This is a genomic window from Flavivirga aquimarina (genome assembly GCF_030540835.1).
In the GTDB taxonomy this organism is placed as follows: Bacteria; Bacteroidota; Bacteroidia; order Flavobacteriales; family Flavobacteriaceae; genus Flavivirga; species Flavivirga aquimarina.
Window position 1 is genome coordinate 80,445 of sequence record NZ_JAUOEK010000142.1, and the last position, 23,965, is coordinate 104,409.

Below are 23,965 nucleotides of genomic sequence, written 5' to 3' on the forward strand. Positions count from 1 at the left end.
ATGATTTTGAAGGAAACGATAAGAAATACAGAACAAAAAGAAAATCCTTTAGTATCTATTATTATCTTGACATACAACTCGGAAGAATTTATTTTAGAGACTCTGGAGAGTGCTAAAAACCAAACATATAAGAATATAGAATTAATAATAAGTGATGATTGCTCTTCAGATAATACCATAGACATTTGTAATAAATGGTTAGTTGAAAACCAAAAGTATTTTATTAATGCTTTTATTGTTACGACAATTACCAATAAAGGCATCCCTGCGAACTGTAATCGTGGGATTAAAGCATCTAAAGGTCAATGGATAAAATTATTAGCTGGAGATGATCTTTTTTTAGATAATTGTATAGAAGATAATATAAATTGGACTCAAAAAAATGATGACATCCATTTACTATTTTCAAGAGTAACCTATTTGAAAAATGAAAATTTGACCATTAAATATGGACAAGACTTACCGGTAATAGATGAACGTTTTTATAACACCATAGCTAAAGAGCAGTATAACATGCTTGTAAAAGGAGGTATTTATGTTCCAGCACCAACAGGGTTTTTAAAAAAAGAAACCTTGTATAAACTTGGGTTATTTGATGAAGAAATTCGTTTATGTGAAGATTATCCTATGTGGATTAAGGCATCCAAACATAATTTCAGGTTAGATTTTATGGATAAAGAGACTGTTTGGTATAGAATACACCAGCAAAGTGTTATGAGTACCAGGAATTTTATTTATGAGCAATCAATGAAAAAAGTTTTTTTTAAATATAGATTTAAATATCTTTTAAAAAAGGCCCCCATTTTAGCTATTGATTTATTTTTTAGAAATATCTCCAGAACACATGCTTTTTGGGGTAAAATTGTTCCAAAGTTACTCCCACTATCATATATCTCATTTTCAAATAAAGATAAAAAATAATGAAACTAAGTATAATTATACCTGTGTATAATGTTGAGAAATATATTGAAAGATGTATTCGTTCTGTAGCAAATCAAGATTTGTCAAAAAATGAATATGAAATTATTATTGTTAATGATGGCTCTACAGATAGCTCCATAGATATTATAAACAAAGTATCTAAGGAATATTCCAATATTATTATTCATAATCAAGAAAATACTGGTTTAGGAGGAGCAAGAAATAAAGGAATTACACTAGCAAAAGGTACATACGTTTGGTTTATTGATTCAGACGATTTTATTGAAACTAATAGTATAAAAGATTTAGTTTCAAAATCTCTTTTAAATGATGTTGATGTTCTTAGCTTTGATTTTGGTTGTACTAATGAAAAAGGTGAGTCCATTAAATGGATTGATTTCTGCTTAGATTTTAAAGAACAACCGTACTTGACTGGGGACACATTTTATTTAGCAAATTATAAGCATAGTTATATATGGCTTTATTTATTTAAAAGATCACTATTTATAGATAATGATATTCGTTTCGAAGAACGTATAAATATGCAAGATTCGGAAATCATGCCAAGAGTTATGATACACGTAAAAAAAATAATGCATGAATCAAAGATTATTTATTATTACGTAAATCGTGAAAACTCTTTTATTAATAACAAGAATAAAGAAGTTAGAATACGCTATTACTACTCCATAATAAAAGTAGCTCATTTATTAAATGTGTTTAAAAATACGCTACCAAAGAGTTCTTTGATATACATTGGTATTAATAATAAACTATCAGATATAAATAGAATCCTATTTTTACAATTTATCTATAATGATTTTGATGATAGTATTTTAAAACAACTGATAATCAAATTAAAAGAAAACAATTTACACCCATTCAGACCTATTAAAGATGAAAAAGTACATAAGTCTATTTTATACAATATAATAAGATTTTTTATAAACAAATTTCCTATTAATGCAAGGAAACTTTATTTAAATATTAATAGATGAGACTACTTTATATAACAAATCAAATCTTCGCAGCTGCAGGCTTAGAAAGAGTACTATCGATTAAAGCGAGTGCTTTAGTGGAAGATTATGATTATGAAGTACATATTATCACTTTAAATCAAGGCGAAAAAGATTTGTTTTACCCATTTAGTAATAAGATTAAACTACACGATCTGAAAATTAAAGGTAAAAATATTTTATACATATCAAGTTATATCAGAAGTATTAGAACAGCCGTTAAAAGGATCAATCCAGACTGTATTTCTGTATGCGATGATGGTATTAAAGGGTTTTATTTACCGTTAGTCTTATTTAAAAAATATCCTGTAATTTATGAAAGGCATGCTTCAAAGCATATTTCTGTTAATAAAACAGGTTGGAAACAAAAGCTCAAATTTTATTTCCAAAACAAAATAATGCATTTTGGAGCTAGACAATTTAACTCCTTTATCGTATTAACTGCTAATAATCTTAAAGAATGGAATTTAACCAATTTAAAAGTAATACCTAACCCACTCTCTTTAACCCCTAAAGAAGTTTCAAGTTTAAATCAAAAAAAAGTAATAGCAGTAGGCTCCCATTACCATCAAAAAGGATTTGATATATTATTAAATATATGGTCAAAAATCATTCATTCGTTTCCAGATTGGGAACTTGATATTTTTGGTAAAATAGATAAAAATCAAACCTATTTAAAGTTAGCTAAGAAATTAAATATTCACCATAAAGTAAATTTTTATGCTCCTGTAAAGGATATAGGGAGTAAATATAAAAACGCTTCTATTTATACCATGACTTCGAGATCTGAAGGCTTTGGCATGGTTCTTATAGAAGCTATGGCATATGGACTTCCTTGCATTTCTTTCGATTGTCCGAGTGGTCCAAGAGATATTATTACAAATAGTAAAGATGGCTATTTAATTGAAAATGGCAATGAAGATGCTTTTGTAGAAAAGTTAAAATTTTTAATGAGCAATAAAACTGCTAGAATTAAAATGGGCGAAAACGCGCAAATAAAATCTAAAAATTATTTGCCTGAGCAAATAATTGGACAATGGCATTCGCTTTTCTGTAGTTTAAGACGTAAACCAAATACAAAATGAAAAATATTCTGTTGATTTTACCATATGGAGGTGTTGGAGGCATGGAACGTTTAGCCTTAAACTTTTACAGTTGTTATAAAGATAAAGGTTATAATGTTAAGGCACTAAAATTTTTTGGTTTGGAATCCGATATTATTAATTTTAATGAAGATGAGTTAATACTTTCTAATAAGGATTTATATGCTTTTAATAAATTAGAACGAATTAAGTTTTACCTACTCACGCCTATTAAAATTAGACGTATTATAAAAACACATAATATAACTCACAGTATATCTTTTGGTGATTTAACGAATATTTTCAGTGCGCTAACATATACTAATGAGAAAAAAATTGGAAGTATACATGCTCTTAAAAGTGTAGAGCTAAGTAATAATAGCATATTTAGCAAATTAACACGCCTATCTTATAAAACCAGCTATAGAAAATTTGATAAAATGGTTAGTATTAGCCATGCTATCAAAAAAGATTTGATCGAAAATTGTGGCTATAAATTTGAATCGAATTTGAAGGTTATATACAATCCACATGATACGAAAACTATACTTGAGCTGGGGCAAAGGCAGATTGAGGATAATGAAGAAAAACTCATATTCAACAAGAATGTTATTGTATTTTTAGGTCGAATGTCTGTGCAAAAATCGCCATGGCATCTAATAAACGCATTTAGCTTATTAAAAGAAAAGAAAGATGTTAATTTAGTTTTTATTGGAGATGGGGACAAACAGGTTATAAATATAATTTCCAAAATGATAAAACATTACAGCATTGAAGATAGTGTATATTTTATGGGGCGTAAGTCTAACCCATATAAATATTTGTCAAAAGCTAAAACACTTGTATTAACGTCACATTATGAAGGCACTCCTAATGTAATTATCGAAGCGATAGCTTTAAATATCCCGGTAGTTTCTTCAAACTGTACAAATGGTATAGCTGAATTAATGAGTCTTAATCATAGCGAGGTAATTTCTTCAAATCAAAATATTGAAGTAGAGAGTGGAATTATTACGCCTAACGTTTACAAGGGAATTATAGGAATCCCAGAAAATACGTTAAATATTTCAGAAGAAGAGAGGAAAGTTGCTGATGCCTTGTTTGAAGTAATTAATAATGAGAATCATAAAATTTCTGTTTCGAAGAATTCTAAAAAGCTAACTAAAAAATTTGATGTTGATTATGTTTGTGATTCGTATTTAGAATAACGACTTGTAAAAGATCAAGTTTTAACAAAAGACAAAATATGTTATTTAACTCAATAGAATATCTGTTTTTTTTGCCAATTGCTTTCATTTTATATTGGTTCGTTTTTCATAAAAGACTAAATTTTCAAAACACTTTATTACTCGTTTTAAGTTATATTTTTTATGGCTGGTGGGACTGGAGGTTTTTATCATTAATTATTTTTAGTTCAATTATTGACTACACTTGCGGTTTACAAATAGAAAAATCGCCATCTAAAAAAACAAAGAAACGCTTGTTGATTGTAAGCATGATAGTTAACTTAGGTTTTTTGGGTGTTTTTAAATACTTTAATTTCTTTTCAGAATCGTTATCTAATGCCTTTAATTCTGTTGGTTATCAATTTGGCCCATTAACATTAGAAGTGATATTACCGGTTGGTATAAGTTTTTACACTTTCCAAACAATGAGTTATACCATTGATGTTTACAAGGGCAAGTTAAAACCTACAAAAAATATCATTTCATTTTTTGCCTTTGTAAGTTTTTTTCCTCAATTAGTTGCCGGTCCAATAGAAAGAGCTACTAATTTGCTTCCTCAATTTTACACTAAAAGACGTTTTGATTATAAAAATGCTGTGAATGGGTTGCGGCAAATCCTTTGGGGGTTATTTAAAAAAATTGTCGTTGCTGATAATTGTGCCATTGTCGTTAATCAGGTTTTTGATAATCATTTAGATTATAGTGCTAGTACATTAGCTGTAGGAGCTATCTTTTTTGCCTTTCAAATTTATGGGGATTTTTCCGGGTATTCGGATATAGCCATAGGTACATCAAGATTATTTGGTTTTAATTTAATGCAAAATTTTGCTTTTCCATACTTTTCTAGGGATATTGCAGAATTTTGGAGGCGTTGGCACATATCGCTTTCAACATGGTTTAGAGACTATTTATATATTCCCTTAGGTGGTAGTAAAGGAGGGTTATGGCTAAAAATCAGAAATACATTTATAATATTTATTGTGAGTGGTTTTTGGCATGGAGCCAATTGGACTTTTATTTTTTGGGGAACACTTAATGCAATCTATTTTTTACCATTATTATTACTAAAAAGGAATAGGATTCATACTAACAATATAGCAGAAAACAAGTTATTTATAAGTTTTACAGAAATTTATCAGGTTTTAATAACTTTTACAATAACAACAATCGCTTGGGTTTTTTTTAGAGCGGAATCTATAGAACAGGGCTTTTCATATGTAATTAGTTTATTTTCTAAATCTATGCTAACAATGCCTAGTGTCGATATAAAACCCTTCTTGTTTATTTTTATCTTATTAATATTCGAGTGGTTATTTAGGGATAAAAAACATGGGCTGGAATTAAGCAATTTAAAAATAGCCTCTATAAGGTGGGGAATTTACACGTTAATTTTTATGATCATCCTATTTTTTGGAGCACAATCACAATCGTTCATTTATTTTCAGTTTTGATATGAAAAAGTTTATTTTTAAATGTCTTGCATTTTTTATTATAGTGTTAATAATAATGTCTTCTGCCTTAATGCAGTATGGGTGTTATATTGATTTTTTTTATAACAAGTTCACAACTCCAAAATCGAAGTCTCTTATAATTGGTGATAGCAGGGGGTTACAAGGCTTTCAGCCAAAAATTATTAACAAAAAACTTAAAGCAGATAATTTTGAACTTCCAATCTCTAATTATAGCTTTACAATAGCTCAAGCTCATATAGGAGAATTATATAGAAAAAGTATATTAAAAAAACTTGATGACACATCAAAAAAAGGCTTATTTATTATCTCATTGTCACCTTGGATGTTGGGATCGAAAAAAAGTAATAATAATCTAGCTGGCGAGTTTAAAGAAAGTGGAACACCCCCACATAATATGAGAAATGTTTCTTCTAACCCTAATTTTGAGTACTTGCTTAAAAACCTTAATTATTTTAATTTTAAAGGTGTTTTTAGGAAAAATTCAACCCTTCACAAAGATGGTTGGTTAGAAGCTAATAATTTACCAAAGGATAGTATTACATTTAAAGAGTGGAAAAATTCTCAGCTAAAAATTTTTAAAGGTTTTATAAAAGACTACAATGTTTCAGATTACCGAAAAAAAAGTCTGGACACACTTATAAAAGATCTCAAACTCCATGGAGAAGTTTATATAGTAAGAACTCCTATTGACAGAGAGGTGTTGGAATTAGAAAATATTTTCTTTCCAAATTTTGATCTTTTTATGAAGAATATTTGTGAAACAAATAAAATTACTTATTTAAATTATACCAAACTTAATTCTAAGCTAAAGTTTCAAACTTATGATGGCCACCATTTAGATAAATATGGAGGTGTTACTTTCACTACATCTGTTTGTGATTCAATAGTACAAAAAAATGATTTAAAATAAAATGACTAGCTTTATAACAACGTTAAATGCATCATGTCGTATTATTTTCAATAAATAATTTTAATTTTTAATTTTTGCGCTAATTTACTACAATATACATTTTAAATGAAAGCATTTTGGATTAATAGATGATTGATTTTATACCTTTACAGCATTATTACGATATATATATAAACTTAGTCTTTTTTATAGTTATTTGTATATTATTGCACACATATACATTAACTGGATATGAAGAGAAAGTATTTGCCTTAAATAGATCTTTATCTATTTTTATACTGGTTTTTCTAATAATATTTATTGGGTTTAGGCCTATTAGTGGGCTTTATTTTGTCGATATGTCTACCTATGCAAGTTCATTTGAATTGTATAAATCAGGTATGCCTTTATTTACCGAGGGTGATATAGGGTTTGATTTGTTCATGTTTTATTTAGCCAAGTTAGGTTCTATTGACTTGTTTTTTGTTTTGTGTGCCGTCCTTTATATTTTGCCGCTATACATTGCTAGTAAGATATGGTTTCCAAAATACCATTTATTTGCATTCATTATGCTACTAGCATCATTTTCATTTTACACATATGGTGTTAATGGTATGCGAAATGGCATAGCAACATCATTATTCATCTTAGGAATTTCATTAAGTGAAAAAAGGGTGTTAATGATAGTCGTATTATTAATTGCCATGAGTATACATCAAAGTATGAAATTACCAGTCTTGGCATTTATTCTCACTTATTTTATAGATGACTCAAAAAAATATTTTCTGTTTTGGGTGTTCTCAATTTTCCTATCAATTGCAATCGGCCCTACACTCGTTTCATTATTTAGTCAATTAGGATTAGGGGGAGAAAAGCTAAGTGGTTATTTGGCAACGAAACCTAGTGCTGAAGATTTTAAAAGTGTGGGGTTCAGGTATGATTTTTTAATATATGGTGCCATACCAGTCTATGCAGGGTATTATTTTATCATTAAAAAAAAATATTCGGATGTCTTATATAAGCGTATTCTACATACCTATCTAATTTGTAATGCCATGTGGATTATGGTTAATACAGCCAATTTTTCAAATAGGTTTGCTTATTTATCCTGGTTCTTAATGGGGATAGTTATTTGTTACCCTTACTTAAAGCAAATCTTTTGGAAAAAACAATTTTACAAAATAGGAATCATTACTCTATTATATTTTAGTTTTACTTATTTAATGTCTTATGTATACTATGGATAACACCAAATCTATAATAAAAATATCTATTATCATACCTGTCTTTAATGTTGAAAAATTTTTAAACAAATGTATATCAAGTATAGTAAATCAGGAAGTTGACTCTGATAAATTTGAAATTATAGCAGTAAATGATGGTTCTACAGATGGTAGCTTAAATGTTCTGGAAGAAATAAAGAAAAAAACTAAAAACCTTAAAATAATTACTCAAGAAAACCAGGGGCTTAGTGGTGCACGCAATACCGGATTAGAAAATGCTGATGGACAATATATCTTATTTGTTGATTCAGATGACTATATCTTACCTAATGCATTAAAAGTATTAGTTGAAAAAGGAGTTAATCGCGAAATTGACATACTAGAATTTGGAGCTGAAGGGGTAACTCCTGAAAATAAAGTTACTTATTCTACAACAGCTACTACAAACAACGAAGTACTAACAGGAGAACAATACTTATCACAAATTAACTATATGGGTTCTGCTTGCAATAAACTATACCGCTTAACTTTTTTAAATGAAAATAATTTGCGGTTTATGCCAAATGTTTATATCGAAGATATTGAGTTTAATACCAGAGCTGTTTTCTTAAGTAAAAAAATTATAGCAATCAAGGATATATTAGCTCATTTTTTGCAACGTGAAGGTTCGATAACACGGACAAAAAACTTTGTTAAAAAAGAAAAAATGATATTTGACATTTTTACAGTTTTAAACTCTATAAACAGTTTTACAGAAAAAAACGTAACTAAAGAATCGATAGCATATATACCTTTAAAAAAAAGAGTTAGTGCATTAATAGCGACAATGCTTTTAAGAGTGTTAAAAGAGACTAAAACAATAAAAATCAAAAAGAATATTATAATTAAACTTAAAAATCAGGATTTATACCCTATTGTTTTTAAGCCAAAAACGAAAAGTAAAAAGTGGTTCGTTTTTTTTGCGAACCAATATCAGTTATTCTCTTTAAGTTGCATAATCTTTTGCAAATATAATATCCTACGATATGGAAGATAAAATTGCTATTTTAATTCTTGCTCACCACAACCCTGATCAGCTAACTACTTTAATAGAACACTTAAGTGAAAATTTTATTGTTTATGTGCAAATAGATAAGAAATCTACGTTGTTGATATCAGAATTACCCAAGCATGATAATGTATTCTATTTTAAGGAAGTTAATGTTTACTGGGGTGATTATAGTCTGGTCGAAAACATGTTGTTTGTTTTAGAAAAAGCCTTTAAAAATAATCATAGTCATTATTTGTTTATTAGTGGAGATGATTTCCCAATAAAACCAAACAAAGAAATTATTGATTTTTTGACTGTTAACAATAGTAATATATACATGTATGCTAATCCTCTGCCTATAAAAACATGGACTTTCAATAACGGATTTGATAGAGTTGACAGATATTGGTATATGAAAATAAAATCAAGAAATACTGTAAAAGCTATAAATAGAATATTACTTTACGTGCAAAGAATATTTGGAATAAAAATAAAACGTTTTCCTATAAAGCTTTATGCTGGTTCTCAATGGCTAAATTTAACACATGAAGCCTTAAAGGCTGTTTTTAATTTTTTAAACTCGAACCCTGAATATTTAAAAAAATTAAAATATTCCAGAGCAACAGATGAAATGTGGATTCAAACCATTATTATGAATAATAGTGTATTAAAAGAAAAAGTTATTAATAATGATTTGAGATATATTGATTGGGAAACAGGTCCTGAATTCCCCAGAGTATTAAATGAAAATGATGAAAAATTGTTACTAAAAAGTAATGCTTTATTTGCACGTAAGTTTAACTTTAATAGAGATAAAAAGTTTATTAACTCATTTTTAAATAAATTAAATAGTTAGAGATTTTTAATCCCAATAGTAAAAAAAACTCCTTATGATTTTTATAAGGAGCTTTTTTAACACATAAAAATATATCTTAATTCTCAATATTATTAGTTTCGGTAAAGTTGGGAGAGTCAACCACTAGCAATCTAGCTTTGGTAAGTGTGTTATTTTTAATAGTAACATTAGGACTCTCTTTTACATAAACATAATAGCCGGTTTCTCTGGCAATGAATTGATTATTATCAAAAGTAACCGAATTGTTTGCAGATTCACTATCTAAATTAGTTAATTGCCAGTTCATTGGAGACCTGTTCACTTCTATACGATTGTTAGTAAATATCATATTCCCAGAAGCTTGAAAAGCCGAAATACCAACGCCTTCAGTTCCATTAATTACATTGTTTTCAAAAATGTAACTTGACGTTCGCTTGGGTTCAATACCAACATTGAAATCTGTTATGGTATTTTCAGATATCACACCAGATTCTCCATTGGCAATTATACCTACTCTAAACCCAGAAATAGTGTTTCCTTTAACTTCATAACTTCCTTCACTATAACCTGTAGATATGGCTACTCCCTCTCTATTATCAGCAGCTTCTAACGTATTATTAATAAATTTTGTTCTCCACCCATGATTTGCACTAATAGCAGCATCAGAAAAATTATCTCTTATTTCAACATCTTCTCCTGCGTAATCAATAATACTGCCATTTGCATTACCTATAAATGTACAGCCTTTTATTAAAAGCCTCTGTACTCTAGCATAATACACTAGATTATTAGGATCATCACCACCAATAAAAGGTTCAATATCCAATCCTGTTCTGGGAAGTACTCCATTAGAATTATACTGAGTAGTATTACCACTAGCGTCTTTTTCTTGTAAACCTATACCAGCTTTAGTAACTAAACAATTTTCAATAACACAATCGTCACCATCAGAAACAGTAATGTTATTACGTCTGGACTCATTCATAGTACAATTTTTAACTATTATATTTTCATTGAAGATTGAACCATTATATCTATATTCATTCGGGTTACCTAAAACAAAAGCATCCCCAGTAGCATCAGACATATAGACATTATCTATAACCGAATTTTTTACTCCGGACAATTGAAGTAATACTGGCCATTCATGAGAACTTCTATTAACAGTACCATTACTAATTATTTTATAATCATGATCCCAGCGATCACCTATTAAATTACCTCCTGATATTTTAACATTATTTTTTTCATATAATGCTAATAAGATGGAAAAAGGTAGGTCATTCGGTTGAACTCTTAAATAAGTATCATCAGACATTTCTAAAGTAAAATTTGATGGTAAATGAATTGCGTCTTCTGCCAAATCTTTTGGCGTGCCATATATACCAACTTTAAAATAAGCATCCATTTTATCTAAAACGAAAGTTGAAATACCTATACTAGGAGCTTTATCAATTATGTCTTGCAAAATTGTTTTATTTTTTAAAGCAATTTCATCAGAAACTTTTCCTTCAATAATACCCCATCGATCTGGATCAAAAGTAAAAATTGGATCTTTAACTTGTGGACTTGATCCTGTAAGATTTAGTGATGGATTTAAGAAACTTCCGTCAATTAAACCTCCATCTCCAAAATTAAGTGTTCCATTAATAATATCTCCACCATCGTAGTCAATGGTAATATTTGCAGGTAAATTAACTGTTTGACCTCCAAGATCCATAATACAATTAATAGTCACAGTAGAATTTGATTCTATATTTTCCAGTGTAAAATCACATGGTAAAGTTGCATCAACTTCATTTTCGTCATTCTCATCCACATCTGTATCTTCATCGTTCGTAGGGTCTTCCTCATCAACCACTATAACGGGCTCTTCAACAAATAACTCTTCTTTATTACATGATATCGCCGATATCGCTAAAATTATGACAAACAGCATAGTTTTTAAAATCCTTTTCATAATAATCAAAATTTGGGGTGTTAATAATTTACTCAATACTAAAAATATTTTTTACAATAATCGTTAAAATGTATTATTTTTTCGACAAAACACATGTTAAAACCTGTTAAATATCGTTTAAAAGCACATTTATACGATTAAATGTTTTTTTGATAATTGCAATTAAAACTATATACGTTTAAAAACTAAATCTGGATTGTTCAACAATAATTTTAAAAAACTTAAAAATAGAGTGTTAAGTCATGATATCTAAAAATTGTTAATAAGTTCTAATAACTTTTTATCAACAACGTATTAATATTCAGATAATTAACTCAAAGCACATTGAGTTTTAAGAGAATGTATCTTTAAAGTTATATTGATGTTAACCTGAAAGGATAAAATACGATAACATGCATATAATATATGGTGAAAAATTCGATGAAATGCAACCGAAGGGATTGAACCATTATATTTTCATTTCAACTTAATTTTTAGTGAGATTTTGTTAAATTGATTTATGTTTGTTACTAAATTTCCCTCACTAATTATAAAGTATAGATGCTATTTAATTCGTTCGAATTTCTACTTTTTTTGCCTATTATGATTATAGGATTTTATGTCTTAAGTCATAAATATAGATGGTTATGGCTTCTATTGGGAAGTTATTATTTTTATATGGCTCATGAGCCTGAACTCATCATATTGTTGATAGTATCTACCCTTGTGGACTATTATTGCGGTATTAAGATGTATGAGGCAAAAAAGAAATCTATTAAAAAAAGCTTTTTAGCTTTAAGTATTGTCACCAATGTAGGCATCCTATTTGTTTTCAAGTATTTATTTTTCTTTACAACAAATATTGAGTGGATTCTTGATTTCTTTGGGACGGAACTATTAAACGAACAAGAGGTGGATTCCTATAATTTTAATAACATTCTGCTTCCTATAGGTATTAGCTTTTACACATTCCAAACTATGAGCTATTCTATAGAAATTTACAGAGGTGTGATTAAACCTGAACGGCATATAGGCAAGTTTGCTTTGTATGTTTCGTTTTTTCCGCAATTGGTAGCGGGGCCTGTAGAGAGAGCTTCGAGACTTCTTCCACAATTAAAGACCAATATTAAAATTGACATCAACAATCTTAAACAAGGCATCATTATCATGGCCTGGGGCTTTTTCTTAAAACTTGTAGTAGCAGACAGGTTAGGAATTTATGTAGATGAGGCTTTTAGGAATCCGGAATCACCACATAGTTTATCCCTGGTTTTAGGAAGCGTTTTCTTTTGTTTTCAGATATATTATGATTTTTCGGCATATACGTCGATAGCTTTGGGTACAGCTAAAACCATGGGCTACGATTTGATTCAAAACTTCAACCAGCCAATTTTTGCAACTTCTATTGCTGAATTTTGGAAACGTTGGCATATTTCCTTCACACAATGGCTAAGAGATTTTATATACAGACCTTTAGTTAAAAATAGCAGAATGCCAAGGCTTATAGCTGTTTCTATTGTGTTTTTTGTCAACGGATTATGGCATGGAGCCAATTGGACATTTGTAGTATGGAGCTTGTTAAATGCATTATTACTAGTTATCGAAATTGCTACCAAACCGATTCGTTATTCTATTTTTGATATGCTGAAACTCTCTAAAAAGCTTAGAGAGCTATTAGGATGGTTTACAGGGATCTGTTTAATTATCTTAACACTTGTTTTTTTTAGGTCTCCAAACATATCCCATGCTATGCTTTATTTAAAAAATATGTTGTTTTTTAATAGCAGTTTACATATTAACATATTAAACAACTATTTTGAATTATTCTTATGTGTGTTTCTAATTTTAGTTGTGCAAGCTATATACTACTACAAGGGCAATAGTAAGGTTTACGAATTGTTTACAGAACGAACTAAACTGGCAAAATATAGCATGTGTCTTGCTTATATTTTAATTATTGTTTTGTTCGCTATTAACAGGCAAAACTCTTTTATCTATTTTCAATTTTAGACTATGTTAAAAAGCTTTGTTATAAAATTATGTATCGTTATTATAACCTTTATTGCTGTTTATCTATTCTTTGTAGATAAATTAGCTAAAGGTTTTGTTGATCCTCATTATAACAAATTTACCCAGGAAGCAGGTAGTTTAATTTTAGGCCTGTCCAGAGCCAATGTAGGCATATCTCCCTTCGTTATTGAAGAAGAGTTAAAAAAATACGGCTTTTTTGATAAACCATTGGTTAATTTTGCTTTTAATGAAGCGCATTTTGGAGAAGTTTATTATAACGTCATTAAGAAAAAGATAAAAACCAATAATGGTATTTTCATTATTTCAATCAGTCCAGGAAACTTCACGGCTCCTTCTGGATTAAACGATGAAAAGGTTTTCGAATATGATGAAAGATTAACTTTAGGAAAAGTTGACAATGTCACGTCGTCTCCTAACTATAATTATATAATGAATGCCTATGGAGCACCTCTGTATAATGGCTTGCATAATTTAGACCAGTGGAATCATAGAATTTCACATCAAAATGGATGGAATGAAATTAAATTAAAAAACAACCACAATATTATAACAGATAAAGATATAGAGCATTGGAAATCACTTACAGTAAAATTTTATAATGAAAAGATTAAATTAGAGCAGTTATCAACATATCGTTATAACTATTTTATTAAAACCATAGAATACCTTAAAACAAAAGGCAAGGTGTTTTTAACAAGAATGCCTTCACATACAGATCTTCTAAAGTTTGAAAACGAACATTGGGGACGATTTGATTTTGAAATGGATAGTATTGCTAATTTGCATGATATCCCCTATCTTAATTACTCAAAACAATCAAACAATTATAAAACATATGACGGCTCTCATTTGGAATCTGAAAGTGCAAAAAGATTCACAAAGCGATTAGCAACTGATATTAAAACTTACTTAAGTAATTATTCTGAGTAAAATGAAAGGTAACCCATTTTTATCTGACACTTTTAAAACAATCTGGTTAAAACACTTTAACTGTGATAAGGAGTATTTTGTTTTTGACTTAATACCTAAGCTGGAGTTTGTAAAAAGTAACTATCTGCCTTTGTTTTATAATATTGGCAAAACTAATACCAAAGGAATAAATTACGACCTCTCGGAAACGGTTAACTATAAGGATTATAAAGGTAAAGTACTTATTGTTTATGATGTACCAGACCACACCAAAATAAGTACGTTAAATAATCAGCCAAATCTCAACTCCTATAAAATTACTCAATACCCAGGGTTCCGTTGTGTACTGGATAATTATAGTTCGCTCGACGAGTATATGTCTGATGCCATAAGCAGAAAAAGCAGATATAAATTCAAATCATATAAAAGAAAAATAGAAAACGCCTTTAGCTCCTGTTACAAGGTATATTTTGGTGAGATTAGCGATAAAGATTATGAATTTATCTTTTCATATTTCAAAGAACTTCTAAGAAAGCGTTTCTTTAATAAAAAAACAGTAAACAACAACCTAACTCCAAAAGAATGGGAGTTTTACAAGGATGTGACTTTATCTATGATCCGAAAAAGGGAAGCCGCTCTTTTTGTTATATACGATAATGAAAAACCCATTGCCATTACCCTAACAAACTTCTCTGAAAATATTATGTACGATGTTATTAGAGCATTCGATATCGATTATGCTAAATATCGGCTTGGAACTGTTGGTATAATGAAGCAACTGGAATGGTGTATTGAGCATAAATTAAAAGCTCTTGATTTTTCTAAAGGTTATTTTGAATATAAAAAAAGGTGGTCCAATCAAATTTATTGGTTTGAATACCATATTCATTACGATATAAAATCGTTTCTTTCCTATGTTTTAGCCTTGGCTTATAACAAGTATTATAGTTTTAAACTATTTTTAAGAAGACACGACCTAATAAATTTTGCGCACAAACTGTCATTTATAAGAAAAAAAAAGAGTATGTGATTTTCAAAAGATATGGTGCATGATTATAAATAAGTTTTTTAAGTCAAATCAATTCGTATTCGATTTATTTTTAGAAGGTAAAATCGCTTCGTTATATACGTCTAAAGTTTCAAATGCACTTACCAAAAAAACGATACATACCATAAACTCATTTGGTATTACACCTATCAAGAGGGTATTTATTGCAAAAGATATCCCGGAGTATTTAAACATAAAACTAAACAATCAAAATACCTTAAAAGCTAGGAAAGTTAATCAATACAAAGGATATCTCGTTAATTTACTTAACTATGCTACCGTTGAAGATTACCTTAAAGAAAACCTAAGTAGAAGAAACCGAAAAAATCTGTTTTCAAAACAAAGAAAGTTAGAACGAAACCATAAAATAACGAATAAAGTTTACTTCGGAAATATAGACAAATCAAGTTTCGAATCTATATTTAATTCGTTTTACGATCTATTAAAAAAAAGGTTTCAGGAGAAAAAAGCACATAACAGATATCTTGCAAGTTGGGAATCCTTAAAAACATTAGCGTATAAAAGCATCTTAGAAAAAGATGCGTCTTTACATATTATTTTTGATAATGGCACCCCCATTACAATCACACTTAATTTCCATCGATCTGATGTCGTTTTTAGTCATATTCAAACATACGATACTAATTACACATCATATAACATGGGAGACATAAGCATGCTTAATCACTTAAAGTGGTGTTTTGAAAACGGTATCTCTATTTTTGATTTGGCTATCGGAAAATCTGATTATAAAGATAAATGGTGTAATTATGAATATGATTTCTTTTACCACATTCATTACAATAACAAATCGGTAATTTCAAAAATTATTGCAAAAATTGTTTTTTGGGAACTTAAAATATTAAAATCTTTAAGAGACCGAAATATTATAGGAAATCTGATTAATTTTGACAAAATACTATACTTAATAAAAAAATGCTAAAACATATAAAGACAAAAAAACTCGATATGCTCAGCATTTTTTTGGAAAATAGAAATGCACTGCCACTTTATGCCACTTTATTCAATACCATTTCCAACGAAGAAGTATATAAAAATGACGATTCGAAATTAAATAACGGCAAGGCACAAGTTGTTTGCATCTACGATTTTCCCAATTATTTGAAAGGTAACATCAAAAATTCTCAATGGAAAACAAATACTATCAATAGCTTTAAAGGCTCCATGATAGTTTTAAAGAATTACACCAATGTTGAGGATTACCTAAAACATAATTTTAGTTCTAAAAGAAGGTCTAAATTCAGAACCTATCAAAAAAGATTGGAAACCGCTTTTAATATAACTTATAAGACTTATTGTGGGCATATTGATTTAGAAGACTACGAAACGCTTTTTAAACAATTCCATGCCTTAATTGAAAGGCGTTTTGTTGAGAAAAAGATGAAAAATTATGACCTGACACGCTGGGATGTTTATCATAAAATAGCTTATCCTTTAATACAAAACAAAGAAGCGGCTCTTTTTGTTATTTATCACGACAACAAGCCTATTAGTATTTGTCTTAATTTAATAAGAGGTCATGTTATTTACGGCTATATCAGAGCTTACGATATTGACTACTCTAAATTTTACCTTGGCTTTATCGATTTTATAAAACAATTACACTGGTGTTTCGAAAATGACATAAAAATTTTCGATTTGCTCAAAGGAAGTTATGCCTATAAAGCATATCTTGCAAACGATGAGTATTACTTTCAAAAACATGTTATTTACAATACCAATAACTTATTAGCAAAAGTTTTTGGGCAATTACTCAGCTTTAGAATAAAAAGTTTCTATAGATTAGTGGGTTTACTAAAAAAATGTGACGTAGATAAATTATACCATGCTTTTTTAAATTTCCGGTACCGGAATGAAGTAACTAAAAAGCCTTTACATTATACATCCATCAAATTAAAGGATCATAATTTTGGATCAGATTCAATAAAAATTCAATTGAATGATAATCAATACGCCTCCTTAAAAAGACCCGTTTACGATTATTTATACAAGAGCCAGGAGTCTGTAAAAGATATCGAACTATATAAATCGACCACCCATGCAGACACGTTTTTTGTTAAGGGTAATAAAAGTGTACAACAAATAAGTTTTTTACAACCTTGAAAAGAGATCAATGGGCACGGAAAAAAACATAACATTTTTAAAAACACTTTTAACAAATAGTGCCTTACCTCCTATTTATAATACGATAACTTATAAGAATACTAACTTATTCACTAAAAAGACGACCAATCAAAACAATCAGACAGTTCAATTAACAACCATAAAAGATATTCCGGGTTATTTAGAGTTGAATCTATCCAGAAACCTTAAAAACATCAGGATTAATACCATAAAAACCTTAAGAGGGCATCTTGTTGACCTGACTTTATTTAAAGATTTTAAAGAATACGTATCAAAAAAAATAAGCCCCAAAAGCAAATATAATCTTAATCGATACAAAAATAGGCTGGAAACCTGCTTTAACACTAAATACGTTGTTTATCATGGAGACATAGACAAAAAAGAATACGACAGACTATTTATCTTTTTAAAAGACTTTTTAGTAAGAAGGTTTCAGGAGAAAAAAGAAAAAAACTACGAATTACAGTATTTACAAGAGTTTCATACACTTTGTTATGATATGATTATACAGAACAGAGCGAACCTATTTGTAATTTATAATGACAACACTCCTATTAGTATAAGAATAAATATGTTTACTAACGATTTAGCATATTATATAATAAGTGGTTACGATATAGATTATAGTAAATTCCATTTAGGAGCCATAGATATGCTTAAAAATATAGAATGGTGTTTTCAGAATAAATTTAAAGCATACGATCTATTAAAAGGTTACGACTATTATAAACAAAAATGGGCTACAGGTTCTTATTTTAACTATATGCAAATAGCCTATAATTCCGGAGCAATATATTTTAATATGAAAGCTCATTACATGACCTCAAAGGAACGATTTAGGCAATACCTTATAAAAAAGGTAAAATCATACAACTTAGACAAACCCTATAAAAAGATTAGAAAGTTTACTTATAAGTATACAAACAAACCACAGCATATTAAGGAAGTAAAAATCACCGTAAAAAACAATATACATACTAAAAACGCCAAGACTAAAATTAACATCCAAACTAATGCCGATTATCGCTATTTAAAACGGTATGTTTATAATTTTCTATTCTTAAATAAAGAACATTTTAGCAATACCAGTGTATATAGCATTGCCGACAAACCTAACTACTTCGAAGTAATAGGAAAAGATAATAACCAATTATTAATTGTAGATATCATAAAAGGATAATGTTTGGATTGAAATATATAAAACGAAGCTTCTTTTTGGACTTTACTTTTAAAGAAAAGCAATTTCCTGGATTTTATAGTAAAGTTGTAAATAAAATATCCAATAGTATTTTATTCAACAATAAAAACGTATCTCAAACTGATAGTTCTGAAAACATATATTCTGTTTTTGATATCCCCAATTACTTTTCACTAGAACTATCGAAGAAATCCCCCGAACTTAAAACGCTTACAGTTCCGCTTTATACAGGTTTTTTCATTAATCTGGCGAAGTATCAGGACTTGAACGATTACATGAGCAGAAAGTTAGGCAGAGGAAGAAAATCGCAATTAAAACGATATAAAAAAAGACTTGATTTATGTATCGCCCCGGGTTACAAAGTGTTTTTTGGTGATTTTTCAAAAAACGAGTACGATCACATATTCGATATCCTCAAACATATTACAATAAGAAGGTTCGAGCAAAAGGGAGAAACCAATTTCGAATTACCATACCTGGAAATATATCGAGAGATGATGTATCCACTAGTCCGCCAAAAAAAGGCCAGTATTTTTGTTATTTACGACAAACTAAAACCCATAAACATCACCTTAAATTTTATTGAAGACCAGTTATTGCTTCATTGGAACAGCTGTTACGATATAGATTATCAAATGTTTAACCTGGGGCATGTGAATATGGTAAACCATTTGGAATGGTGCTTTAATCATGGAATCAAAACTTTCGATATGGGAAGAGGTGACTTTTTACATAAAAGGAAATACATCACCGATAACTACATCTATGAGCAGCACATCGTCTATAATTCAAAAAACATAACCCCTTCCCTATTTGCTTATTATAAATTTTTTATGCTTCGATTAAAATTCACGTCCATTAAGGAACTAAAAAAAATAAACGCCCAGATTTTATACAGTAAATATGTCAGGCTTAAATACCAAATTTTTAATATTAAAAAAGAAGAAAACACTGCAAAAAATCATGTTATGGAAACTATAGTTAATAAGCTCCCTGATTTTAGTAATTTAAATCCAATAAAAGTCAACCAAATAGATCCGGCATTAATAAAGTCAGTAAACTATTTTTTGTACAATAACAAAGAGTCAGTAAATGATCTAACGGTTTTTAAAGATAAAACAAACAATAACGTAACATATCTCGCTGGAAAAGAAAAAAAAATAAAACTGGAGATAGCAATATAGTTTAGTAATTAATATGCCTTTACATAAAAACATAACCGTATTTCCAAACCTTTTTATTGAAGAAAGGGTAAAAAAGTTATATGACTCATTTGAATATTTTAATAAAAAAGTAATTAATAAAGAACCCGATATTGAATATGAAAACATCTATTCTTTTAAGCTGGTTCCGGAATATTTCGAATTAAATCGCAGAAACCATAAGTATAAAACAAAAAAAATCCCCCAATATAACTGGGGATACTCCATTCTTTTAAATGATGTAAACTCTATAGAAGGCTATTTACAGCAACAATTCAGCAGTAAAAAAAGAAGTATTATAAAACGATATGTAAATCGACTAGAGTCTTGTTTTAACATACGTTATAAGCTATACCATGGTGACCTGTCTCAAGAAAACTACTTTTTTATCATGGAGTCATTAAAAAATATGATCATAGAACGATTCAGAGAATTAAATGACACACACAAAAACATGAAAGAATGGGATTTCTTATTAAGTAGTACTTACGAAAAAATAATAAACAAAACAGCGTCATTATTTGTTATTTATAATGATGAAGAACCCATTGAAATTTCTTTAAACTACCATTACGACAAAATTCTTTTTAGTTACGTATCTTCTTATAGTATAGATTATTCAAAATTCGGATTGGGGCATGTCGAAATTTTTAAACAAGTAGAATGGTGCAAGCGCAACGATTACATCCTATTTGAAATGGGCGTAGGTGGCACAGACTATAAACGAAGATGGAGTAATAATATTTACAGATATTATCAATATATAGTGTATTCCGATAACTCTACCTTTTTTGGAATTTACAATACTTTAAAATATAGGCTTAAAGAGTATTTAAAATCAAAGAAACCCGAAAAAATATTAGGCTGCCTCAAAAATCAATCCGCCGCAATAAACAGTTCGGTATCCCTTACTCAAATTAAAAATATAGAAGACAGTATTCGTCATGAAGTTTCAAATTTAAAAGCAATTAAACACACAGATAAGTCGTCATGTTTTTTAAGGAGACACATTCACGATTTTTCATATACTACTATAGACCACATTGAAAGCATAAACGTATATAAGGTTAATAATAATGAATACTTAATTATAGGGAAAAACAAATATCAAAAGTTATTTCAAAATTAAATCAAAATCAAGTTTTGTGCTCTCATACTTTAAGATTCGTCTAAAAATTGCGTTTAACGCTAAAACCAAGCAATAGAAAGAGAAAATAAATTGCTAATAAATTACTTTTTTATATTTGCTCACGATGGTTTTTAGTCATTTTTTTATAATTAACATGAAGAAGAAAATAATAAGAGCAGTAACTGTAGATGGATCATTTCCACTTCTAAAAGGTCAACTAAAATTTCTGAATAACCATTACGAAGTTATTGGAGTATCATCACCAGGGCCTAATGTTGATAAAGTCATTCAAAATGAACTAATATCAGTTAAGTGTATAGATATGCAAAGAAGAATTAGTATTTCCAAGGATATTAAATCACTGTATCATCTCTACAGGTTTTTCAAAAAAGAAAAACCTTTTATTGTTCATTCCATGACGCCTAAAGCTGGACTTTTAAGTATGATTGCAGCCTATTTTGCTAGAGTACCTAATCGAATACACACGTTTACAGGGCTTATTTTCCCGACACAAGTCGGTTTCATGAAAAAAGTACTAATCTTTACAGATAGATTACTCTGTCGTTTTTCCACTATAATTTTCCCTGAAGGTCAAGGTGTTAAAAAAGATTTAATAAACTATAACATTACTAAAAAGCCTCTTAAAGTACTTGCTAATGGAAATGTAAACGGGATTGATGGTGATTTTTTTGATCCTCAAATTTTTGAAGGTGATAAATTAAAAGCATTCAAGAATGAAATTGGTATTTCTGATGATGACTTTGTGTTTGTGTTTGCTGGCAGACTTGTTAAAGACAAAGGTATAAACGAATTGGTAACTGCATTCGTTAAGCTAAACAAAGAACATGATAATGTAAAATTATTATTAGTAGGAACTTATGAGAATAACCTAGATCCACTAACCCTGGAAACTGTGGCATACATTGAGAATAACCTGAACATAATATTTACAGGTTGGGTGGATGATGTTCGCCCTTATTTTTTGATTTCAGACGTACTTACCTTTCCAAGTTACCGAGAAGGCTTTCCCAATGTAGTAATGCAAGCAGGAGCCTTAGGTTTACCTTCTATAGTGACAGATATTAACGGTTCTAACGAAATTATTCTTGAGGGAGAAAATGGCACTATTATTCCTGTGAAAAATTCAGACCTACTTTACGATAAAATGCTTCAAATATATAATAAGGATATTAAGTTTGATTCAAAAAAATGTAGAGACTTAATTCTTACCAGATACAAATGCCAAGTAGTTTGGGATGCATTATTAAAAGAATATAAGCAACTTGAAACTAGTGATCGGATTAAATGAAACTTAATTAAACTGAATCGATTTTCACGACAATAATGACATTATAAGTTTATGAGGAAAATTCAAACAGTGCTTGAAAATTTACGCTATAAATGTTTTTGGATGTTGGACAGGTTCTTACGAGACGGAAAAATTAAAAAGCATCTAGGTGATATCACATATATACTTGAAAATTTTTCAAGCCCTGAGGCAAAGAAAAATCTAAGTTTAAAATTGGAACGCCTTACACAACATGTACGTACAACAACAGATTTCTATAAAAACCATATGACGTTTGAAGGGTTTCCGGTAATTAACAAGAACATGGTTAGAGATCGCTATCAGGAGTTCCGGTCTAAACGTTATACAAAAAAAAAACTAAAAACGGTATCAACAAGTGGCTCTACAAGCATCACTCTTAAAATAAATCAAAACAAAAGTAAAATAATAAGAAATACGGCAGACACCATATACTTTTCGAGACTAGCCGGATTTAGAATTGGGTATAAACTTTTGTATTTAAGACATTGGGATAATCACTTAAGAAAATCATCATTTAGAAATTTCTCACAGAACATTAAAGAACTCGAAGTTTTGAATATGAATGATGTATACATCTCTAAAATAATTTCAGAGATCACAGAAGACCCTTCAAACAAAGGCTGGCTAGGTTATCCCTCTGGATATGAGCTTATCTGTAAATATCTGGATAAAACGAATTCCAAACCATTAAAAGTAAATACCAAATCAATTATAGCAATGTCTGAGGGTGTAAATAGATACACTAAAGAATCAATGAAGAAATACTTTAATGTACCACTTGTATCCAGGTACTCTAACATGGAAAATGGCATTGTCGCTCAGCAAAAAATAGGCGAAGATACTTTTGCTATAAACTGGGCAAGTTATCACGTTGAAATATTTAAATTGAACGAAGATATTCTGGCAGAACCCGGAGAACCTGGTAGAATTGTAGTTACCGATCTGTACAACTATGCAAATCCATTAATACGTTACGATACCGGAGATGTAGGCACTATTGATTATACAGCAACACCGCCTGTCTTAAAAAATATAGAAGGAAGAAAAACTGATGTTATATATAATACGAAAGGCGAAATAGTTTCATCTTTTATAGTAACCAATGTAGTTGAATATAAAGGTGTTATTCAAGGTCAGCTAATCCAGAAATCTAATAAAAAATATGAATTAAAATTAAATACAACTAACGAATTTAACCAAAAACAACAGGTCATTGAAGAATTCAAAGGGTATCTGGGTAGCGATGCCATCATCAATATAAAATATGTTAAAGGAATCCCTTTATTGTCTTCAGGAAAAAGAAAAGCCACAGTTAATAACTTTGTTAAAAATTATTAAGA

At 29.3% G+C, this 23,965-nt stretch carries 20 protein-coding genes; 19 read left to right on the forward strand and 1 reads right to left on the reverse strand.

Annotated features, from left to right (window positions below; all coding sequences use genetic code 11):
- The 9 genes from Q4Q35_RS15065 to Q4Q35_RS15105 all read left to right on the forward strand — a co-directional run bounded on the left by Q4Q35_RS15065 (position 1) and on the right by Q4Q35_RS15105 (position 9,715).
- Positions 1-921, forward strand: coding sequence for a glycosyltransferase (locus tag Q4Q35_RS15065; RefSeq protein ID WP_303278829.1), 921 nt, complete (start codon positions 1-3; stop codon positions 919-921).
- Positions 921-1,919, forward strand: coding sequence for a glycosyltransferase family 2 protein (locus Q4Q35_RS15070; protein WP_303278830.1), 999 nt, complete (start codon positions 921-923; stop codon positions 1,917-1,919). Before Q4Q35_RS15065 ends, Q4Q35_RS15070 begins: the two co-directional genes overlap by 1 nt.
- Entirely contained in the window at positions 1,916-3,022 is a 1,107-nt protein-coding gene (locus Q4Q35_RS15075; RefSeq protein WP_303278831.1) for a glycosyltransferase family 4 protein, read from the forward strand. The genes Q4Q35_RS15070 and Q4Q35_RS15075 overlap by 4 nt, the downstream gene beginning before the upstream one ends.
- Positions 3,019-4,227 (forward strand): glycosyltransferase, encoded by a 1,209-nt coding sequence (locus Q4Q35_RS15080; RefSeq protein ID WP_303278832.1) that lies wholly within the window; start codon positions 3,019-3,021, stop codon positions 4,225-4,227. The genes Q4Q35_RS15075 and Q4Q35_RS15080 overlap by 4 nt, the downstream gene beginning before the upstream one ends.
- Positions 4,228-4,265: 38 nt before the next feature.
- Entirely contained in the window at positions 4,266-5,696 is a 1,431-nt protein-coding gene (locus Q4Q35_RS15085) for an MBOAT family O-acyltransferase (RefSeq protein WP_303278833.1), read from the forward strand.
- A 55-nt stretch (positions 5,697-5,751) separates the two neighbouring features.
- A complete protein-coding gene (locus tag Q4Q35_RS15090) occupies positions 5,752-6,627 on the forward strand; it encodes a hypothetical protein (protein WP_303278834.1) in 876 nt (291 codons plus the stop codon).
- A gap of 128 nt (positions 6,628-6,755) precedes the next feature.
- The gene (locus tag Q4Q35_RS15095) at positions 6,756-7,853 is read left to right on the forward strand and encodes an EpsG family protein (protein WP_303278835.1); all 1,098 of its coding nucleotides are present in this window, start codon (positions 6,756-6,758) and stop codon (positions 7,851-7,853) included.
- The gene (locus tag Q4Q35_RS15100; protein WP_303278836.1) at positions 7,846-8,865 is read left to right on the forward strand and encodes a glycosyltransferase; all 1,020 of its coding nucleotides are present in this window, start codon (positions 7,846-7,848) and stop codon (positions 8,863-8,865) included. The genes Q4Q35_RS15095 and Q4Q35_RS15100 overlap by 8 nt, the downstream gene beginning before the upstream one ends.
- On the forward strand, positions 8,855-9,715 hold the full coding sequence (locus Q4Q35_RS15105; RefSeq protein WP_303278837.1) for a beta-1,6-N-acetylglucosaminyltransferase: 861 nt from the start codon (positions 8,855-8,857) through the stop codon (positions 9,713-9,715). The genes Q4Q35_RS15100 and Q4Q35_RS15105 overlap by 11 nt, the downstream gene beginning before the upstream one ends.
- A 76-nt stretch (positions 9,716-9,791) precedes the next feature.
- On the opposite strand, the gene Q4Q35_RS15110 is transcribed toward Q4Q35_RS15105, so the two are convergent.
- Positions 9,792-11,654 carry a right-handed parallel beta-helix repeat-containing protein gene (locus Q4Q35_RS15110; RefSeq protein ID WP_303278838.1) on the reverse strand — a complete coding sequence of 621 codons (1,863 nt, stop codon included), beginning with the start codon at positions 11,652-11,654 and terminating at the stop codon, positions 9,792-9,794.
- A 582-nt stretch (positions 11,655-12,236) separates the two neighbouring features.
- Between Q4Q35_RS15110 and Q4Q35_RS15115 the strand changes: the two genes are divergently transcribed.
- From Q4Q35_RS15115 to Q4Q35_RS15160, 10 genes are all read left to right on the forward strand, one after another.
- Complete coding sequence (locus Q4Q35_RS15115; RefSeq protein WP_303278839.1) at positions 12,237-13,643, forward strand: MBOAT family O-acyltransferase; 1,407 nt, start codon at positions 12,237-12,239, stop codon at positions 13,641-13,643.
- A gap of 3 nt (positions 13,644-13,646) precedes the next feature.
- A complete protein-coding gene (locus tag Q4Q35_RS15120; RefSeq protein ID WP_303278840.1) occupies positions 13,647-14,594 on the forward strand; it encodes a hypothetical protein in 948 nt (315 codons plus the stop codon).
- Position 14,595: 1 nt separating this feature from the next.
- A complete protein-coding gene (locus tag Q4Q35_RS15125; protein WP_303278841.1) occupies positions 14,596-15,603 on the forward strand; it encodes a GNAT family N-acetyltransferase in 1,008 nt (335 codons plus the stop codon).
- Between the two features lie 19 nt (positions 15,604-15,622).
- A complete protein-coding gene (locus tag Q4Q35_RS15130; RefSeq protein ID WP_303278842.1) occupies positions 15,623-16,564 on the forward strand; it encodes a GNAT family N-acetyltransferase in 942 nt (313 codons plus the stop codon).
- 26 nt (positions 16,565-16,590) lie between these two features.
- Positions 16,591-17,745 carry a GNAT family N-acetyltransferase gene (locus tag Q4Q35_RS15135; protein WP_303278843.1) on the forward strand — a complete coding sequence of 385 codons (1,155 nt, stop codon included), beginning with the start codon at positions 16,591-16,593 and terminating at the stop codon, positions 17,743-17,745.
- Between the two features lie 10 nt (positions 17,746-17,755).
- The gene (locus tag Q4Q35_RS15140) at positions 17,756-18,946 is read left to right on the forward strand and encodes a GNAT family N-acetyltransferase (RefSeq protein ID WP_303278844.1); all 1,191 of its coding nucleotides are present in this window, start codon (positions 17,756-17,758) and stop codon (positions 18,944-18,946) included.
- 8 nt (positions 18,947-18,954) lie between these two features.
- Complete coding sequence (locus tag Q4Q35_RS15145; RefSeq protein WP_303278845.1) at positions 18,955-20,148, forward strand: GNAT family N-acetyltransferase; 1,194 nt, start codon at positions 18,955-18,957, stop codon at positions 20,146-20,148.
- Positions 20,149-20,161: 13 nt separating this feature from the next.
- Positions 20,162-21,295, forward strand: coding sequence for a GNAT family N-acetyltransferase (locus tag Q4Q35_RS15150; protein WP_303278846.1), 1,134 nt, complete (start codon positions 20,162-20,164; stop codon positions 21,293-21,295).
- Positions 21,296-21,449: 154 nt separating this feature from the next.
- Positions 21,450-22,604 carry a glycosyltransferase family 4 protein gene (locus Q4Q35_RS15155; RefSeq protein WP_303278847.1) on the forward strand — a complete coding sequence of 385 codons (1,155 nt, stop codon included), beginning with the start codon at positions 21,450-21,452 and terminating at the stop codon, positions 22,602-22,604.
- Positions 22,605-22,655: 51 nt separating this feature from the next.
- Positions 22,656-23,963 carry a CoF synthetase gene (locus Q4Q35_RS15160; protein ID WP_303278848.1) on the forward strand — a complete coding sequence of 436 codons (1,308 nt, stop codon included), beginning with the start codon at positions 22,656-22,658 and terminating at the stop codon, positions 23,961-23,963.
- The last annotated feature ends 2 nt before the right edge of the window (positions 23,964-23,965 follow it).

Coding starts and splice junctions, on each gene's coding strand:
- Q4Q35_RS15130 (WP_303278842.1), top strand. CDS start 15,623: ATGATTATAAATAAGTTTTTTAAGTCAAATCAATTCGTATTCGATTTA.
- Q4Q35_RS15120 (WP_303278840.1), top strand. CDS start 13,647: ATGTTAAAAAGCTTTGTTATAAAATTATGTATCGTTATTATAACCTTT.
- Q4Q35_RS15155 (WP_303278847.1), top strand. CDS start 21,450: ATGAAGAAGAAAATAATAAGAGCAGTAACTGTAGATGGATCATTTCCA.
- Q4Q35_RS15115 (WP_303278839.1), top strand. CDS start 12,237: ATGATTATAGGATTTTATGTCTTAAGTCATAAATATAGATGGTTATGG.
- Q4Q35_RS15110 (WP_303278838.1), bottom strand. CDS start 11,654: ATGAAAAGGATTTTAAAAACTATGCTGTTTGTCATAATTTTAGCGATA.
- Q4Q35_RS15100 (WP_303278836.1), top strand. CDS start 7,846: ATGGATAACACCAAATCTATAATAAAAATATCTATTATCATACCTGTC.
- Q4Q35_RS15075 (WP_303278831.1), top strand. CDS start 1,916: ATGAGACTACTTTATATAACAAATCAAATCTTCGCAGCTGCAGGCTTA.
- Q4Q35_RS15080 (WP_303278832.1), top strand. CDS start 3,019: ATGAAAAATATTCTGTTGATTTTACCATATGGAGGTGTTGGAGGCATG.
- Q4Q35_RS15135 (WP_303278843.1), top strand. CDS start 16,591: ATGCTCAGCATTTTTTTGGAAAATAGAAATGCACTGCCACTTTATGCC.
- Q4Q35_RS15160 (WP_303278848.1), top strand. CDS start 22,656: ATGAGGAAAATTCAAACAGTGCTTGAAAATTTACGCTATAAATGTTTT.
- Q4Q35_RS15085 (WP_303278833.1), top strand. CDS start 4,266: ATGTTATTTAACTCAATAGAATATCTGTTTTTTTTGCCAATTGCTTTC.
- Q4Q35_RS15140 (WP_303278844.1), top strand. CDS start 17,756: ATGGGCACGGAAAAAAACATAACATTTTTAAAAACACTTTTAACAAAT.
- Q4Q35_RS15125 (WP_303278841.1), top strand. CDS start 14,596: ATGAAAGGTAACCCATTTTTATCTGACACTTTTAAAACAATCTGGTTA.
- Q4Q35_RS15070 (WP_303278830.1), top strand. CDS start 921: ATGAAACTAAGTATAATTATACCTGTGTATAATGTTGAGAAATATATT.
- Q4Q35_RS15090 (WP_303278834.1), top strand. CDS start 5,752: ATGTCTTCTGCCTTAATGCAGTATGGGTGTTATATTGATTTTTTTTAT.
- Q4Q35_RS15105 (WP_303278837.1), top strand. CDS start 8,855: ATGGAAGATAAAATTGCTATTTTAATTCTTGCTCACCACAACCCTGAT.
- Q4Q35_RS15065 (WP_303278829.1), top strand. CDS start 1: ATGATTTTGAAGGAAACGATAAGAAATACAGAACAAAAAGAAAATCCT.
- Q4Q35_RS15095 (WP_303278835.1), top strand. CDS start 6,756: ATGATTGATTTTATACCTTTACAGCATTATTACGATATATATATAAAC.
- Q4Q35_RS15150 (WP_303278846.1), top strand. CDS start 20,162: ATGCCTTTACATAAAAACATAACCGTATTTCCAAACCTTTTTATTGAA.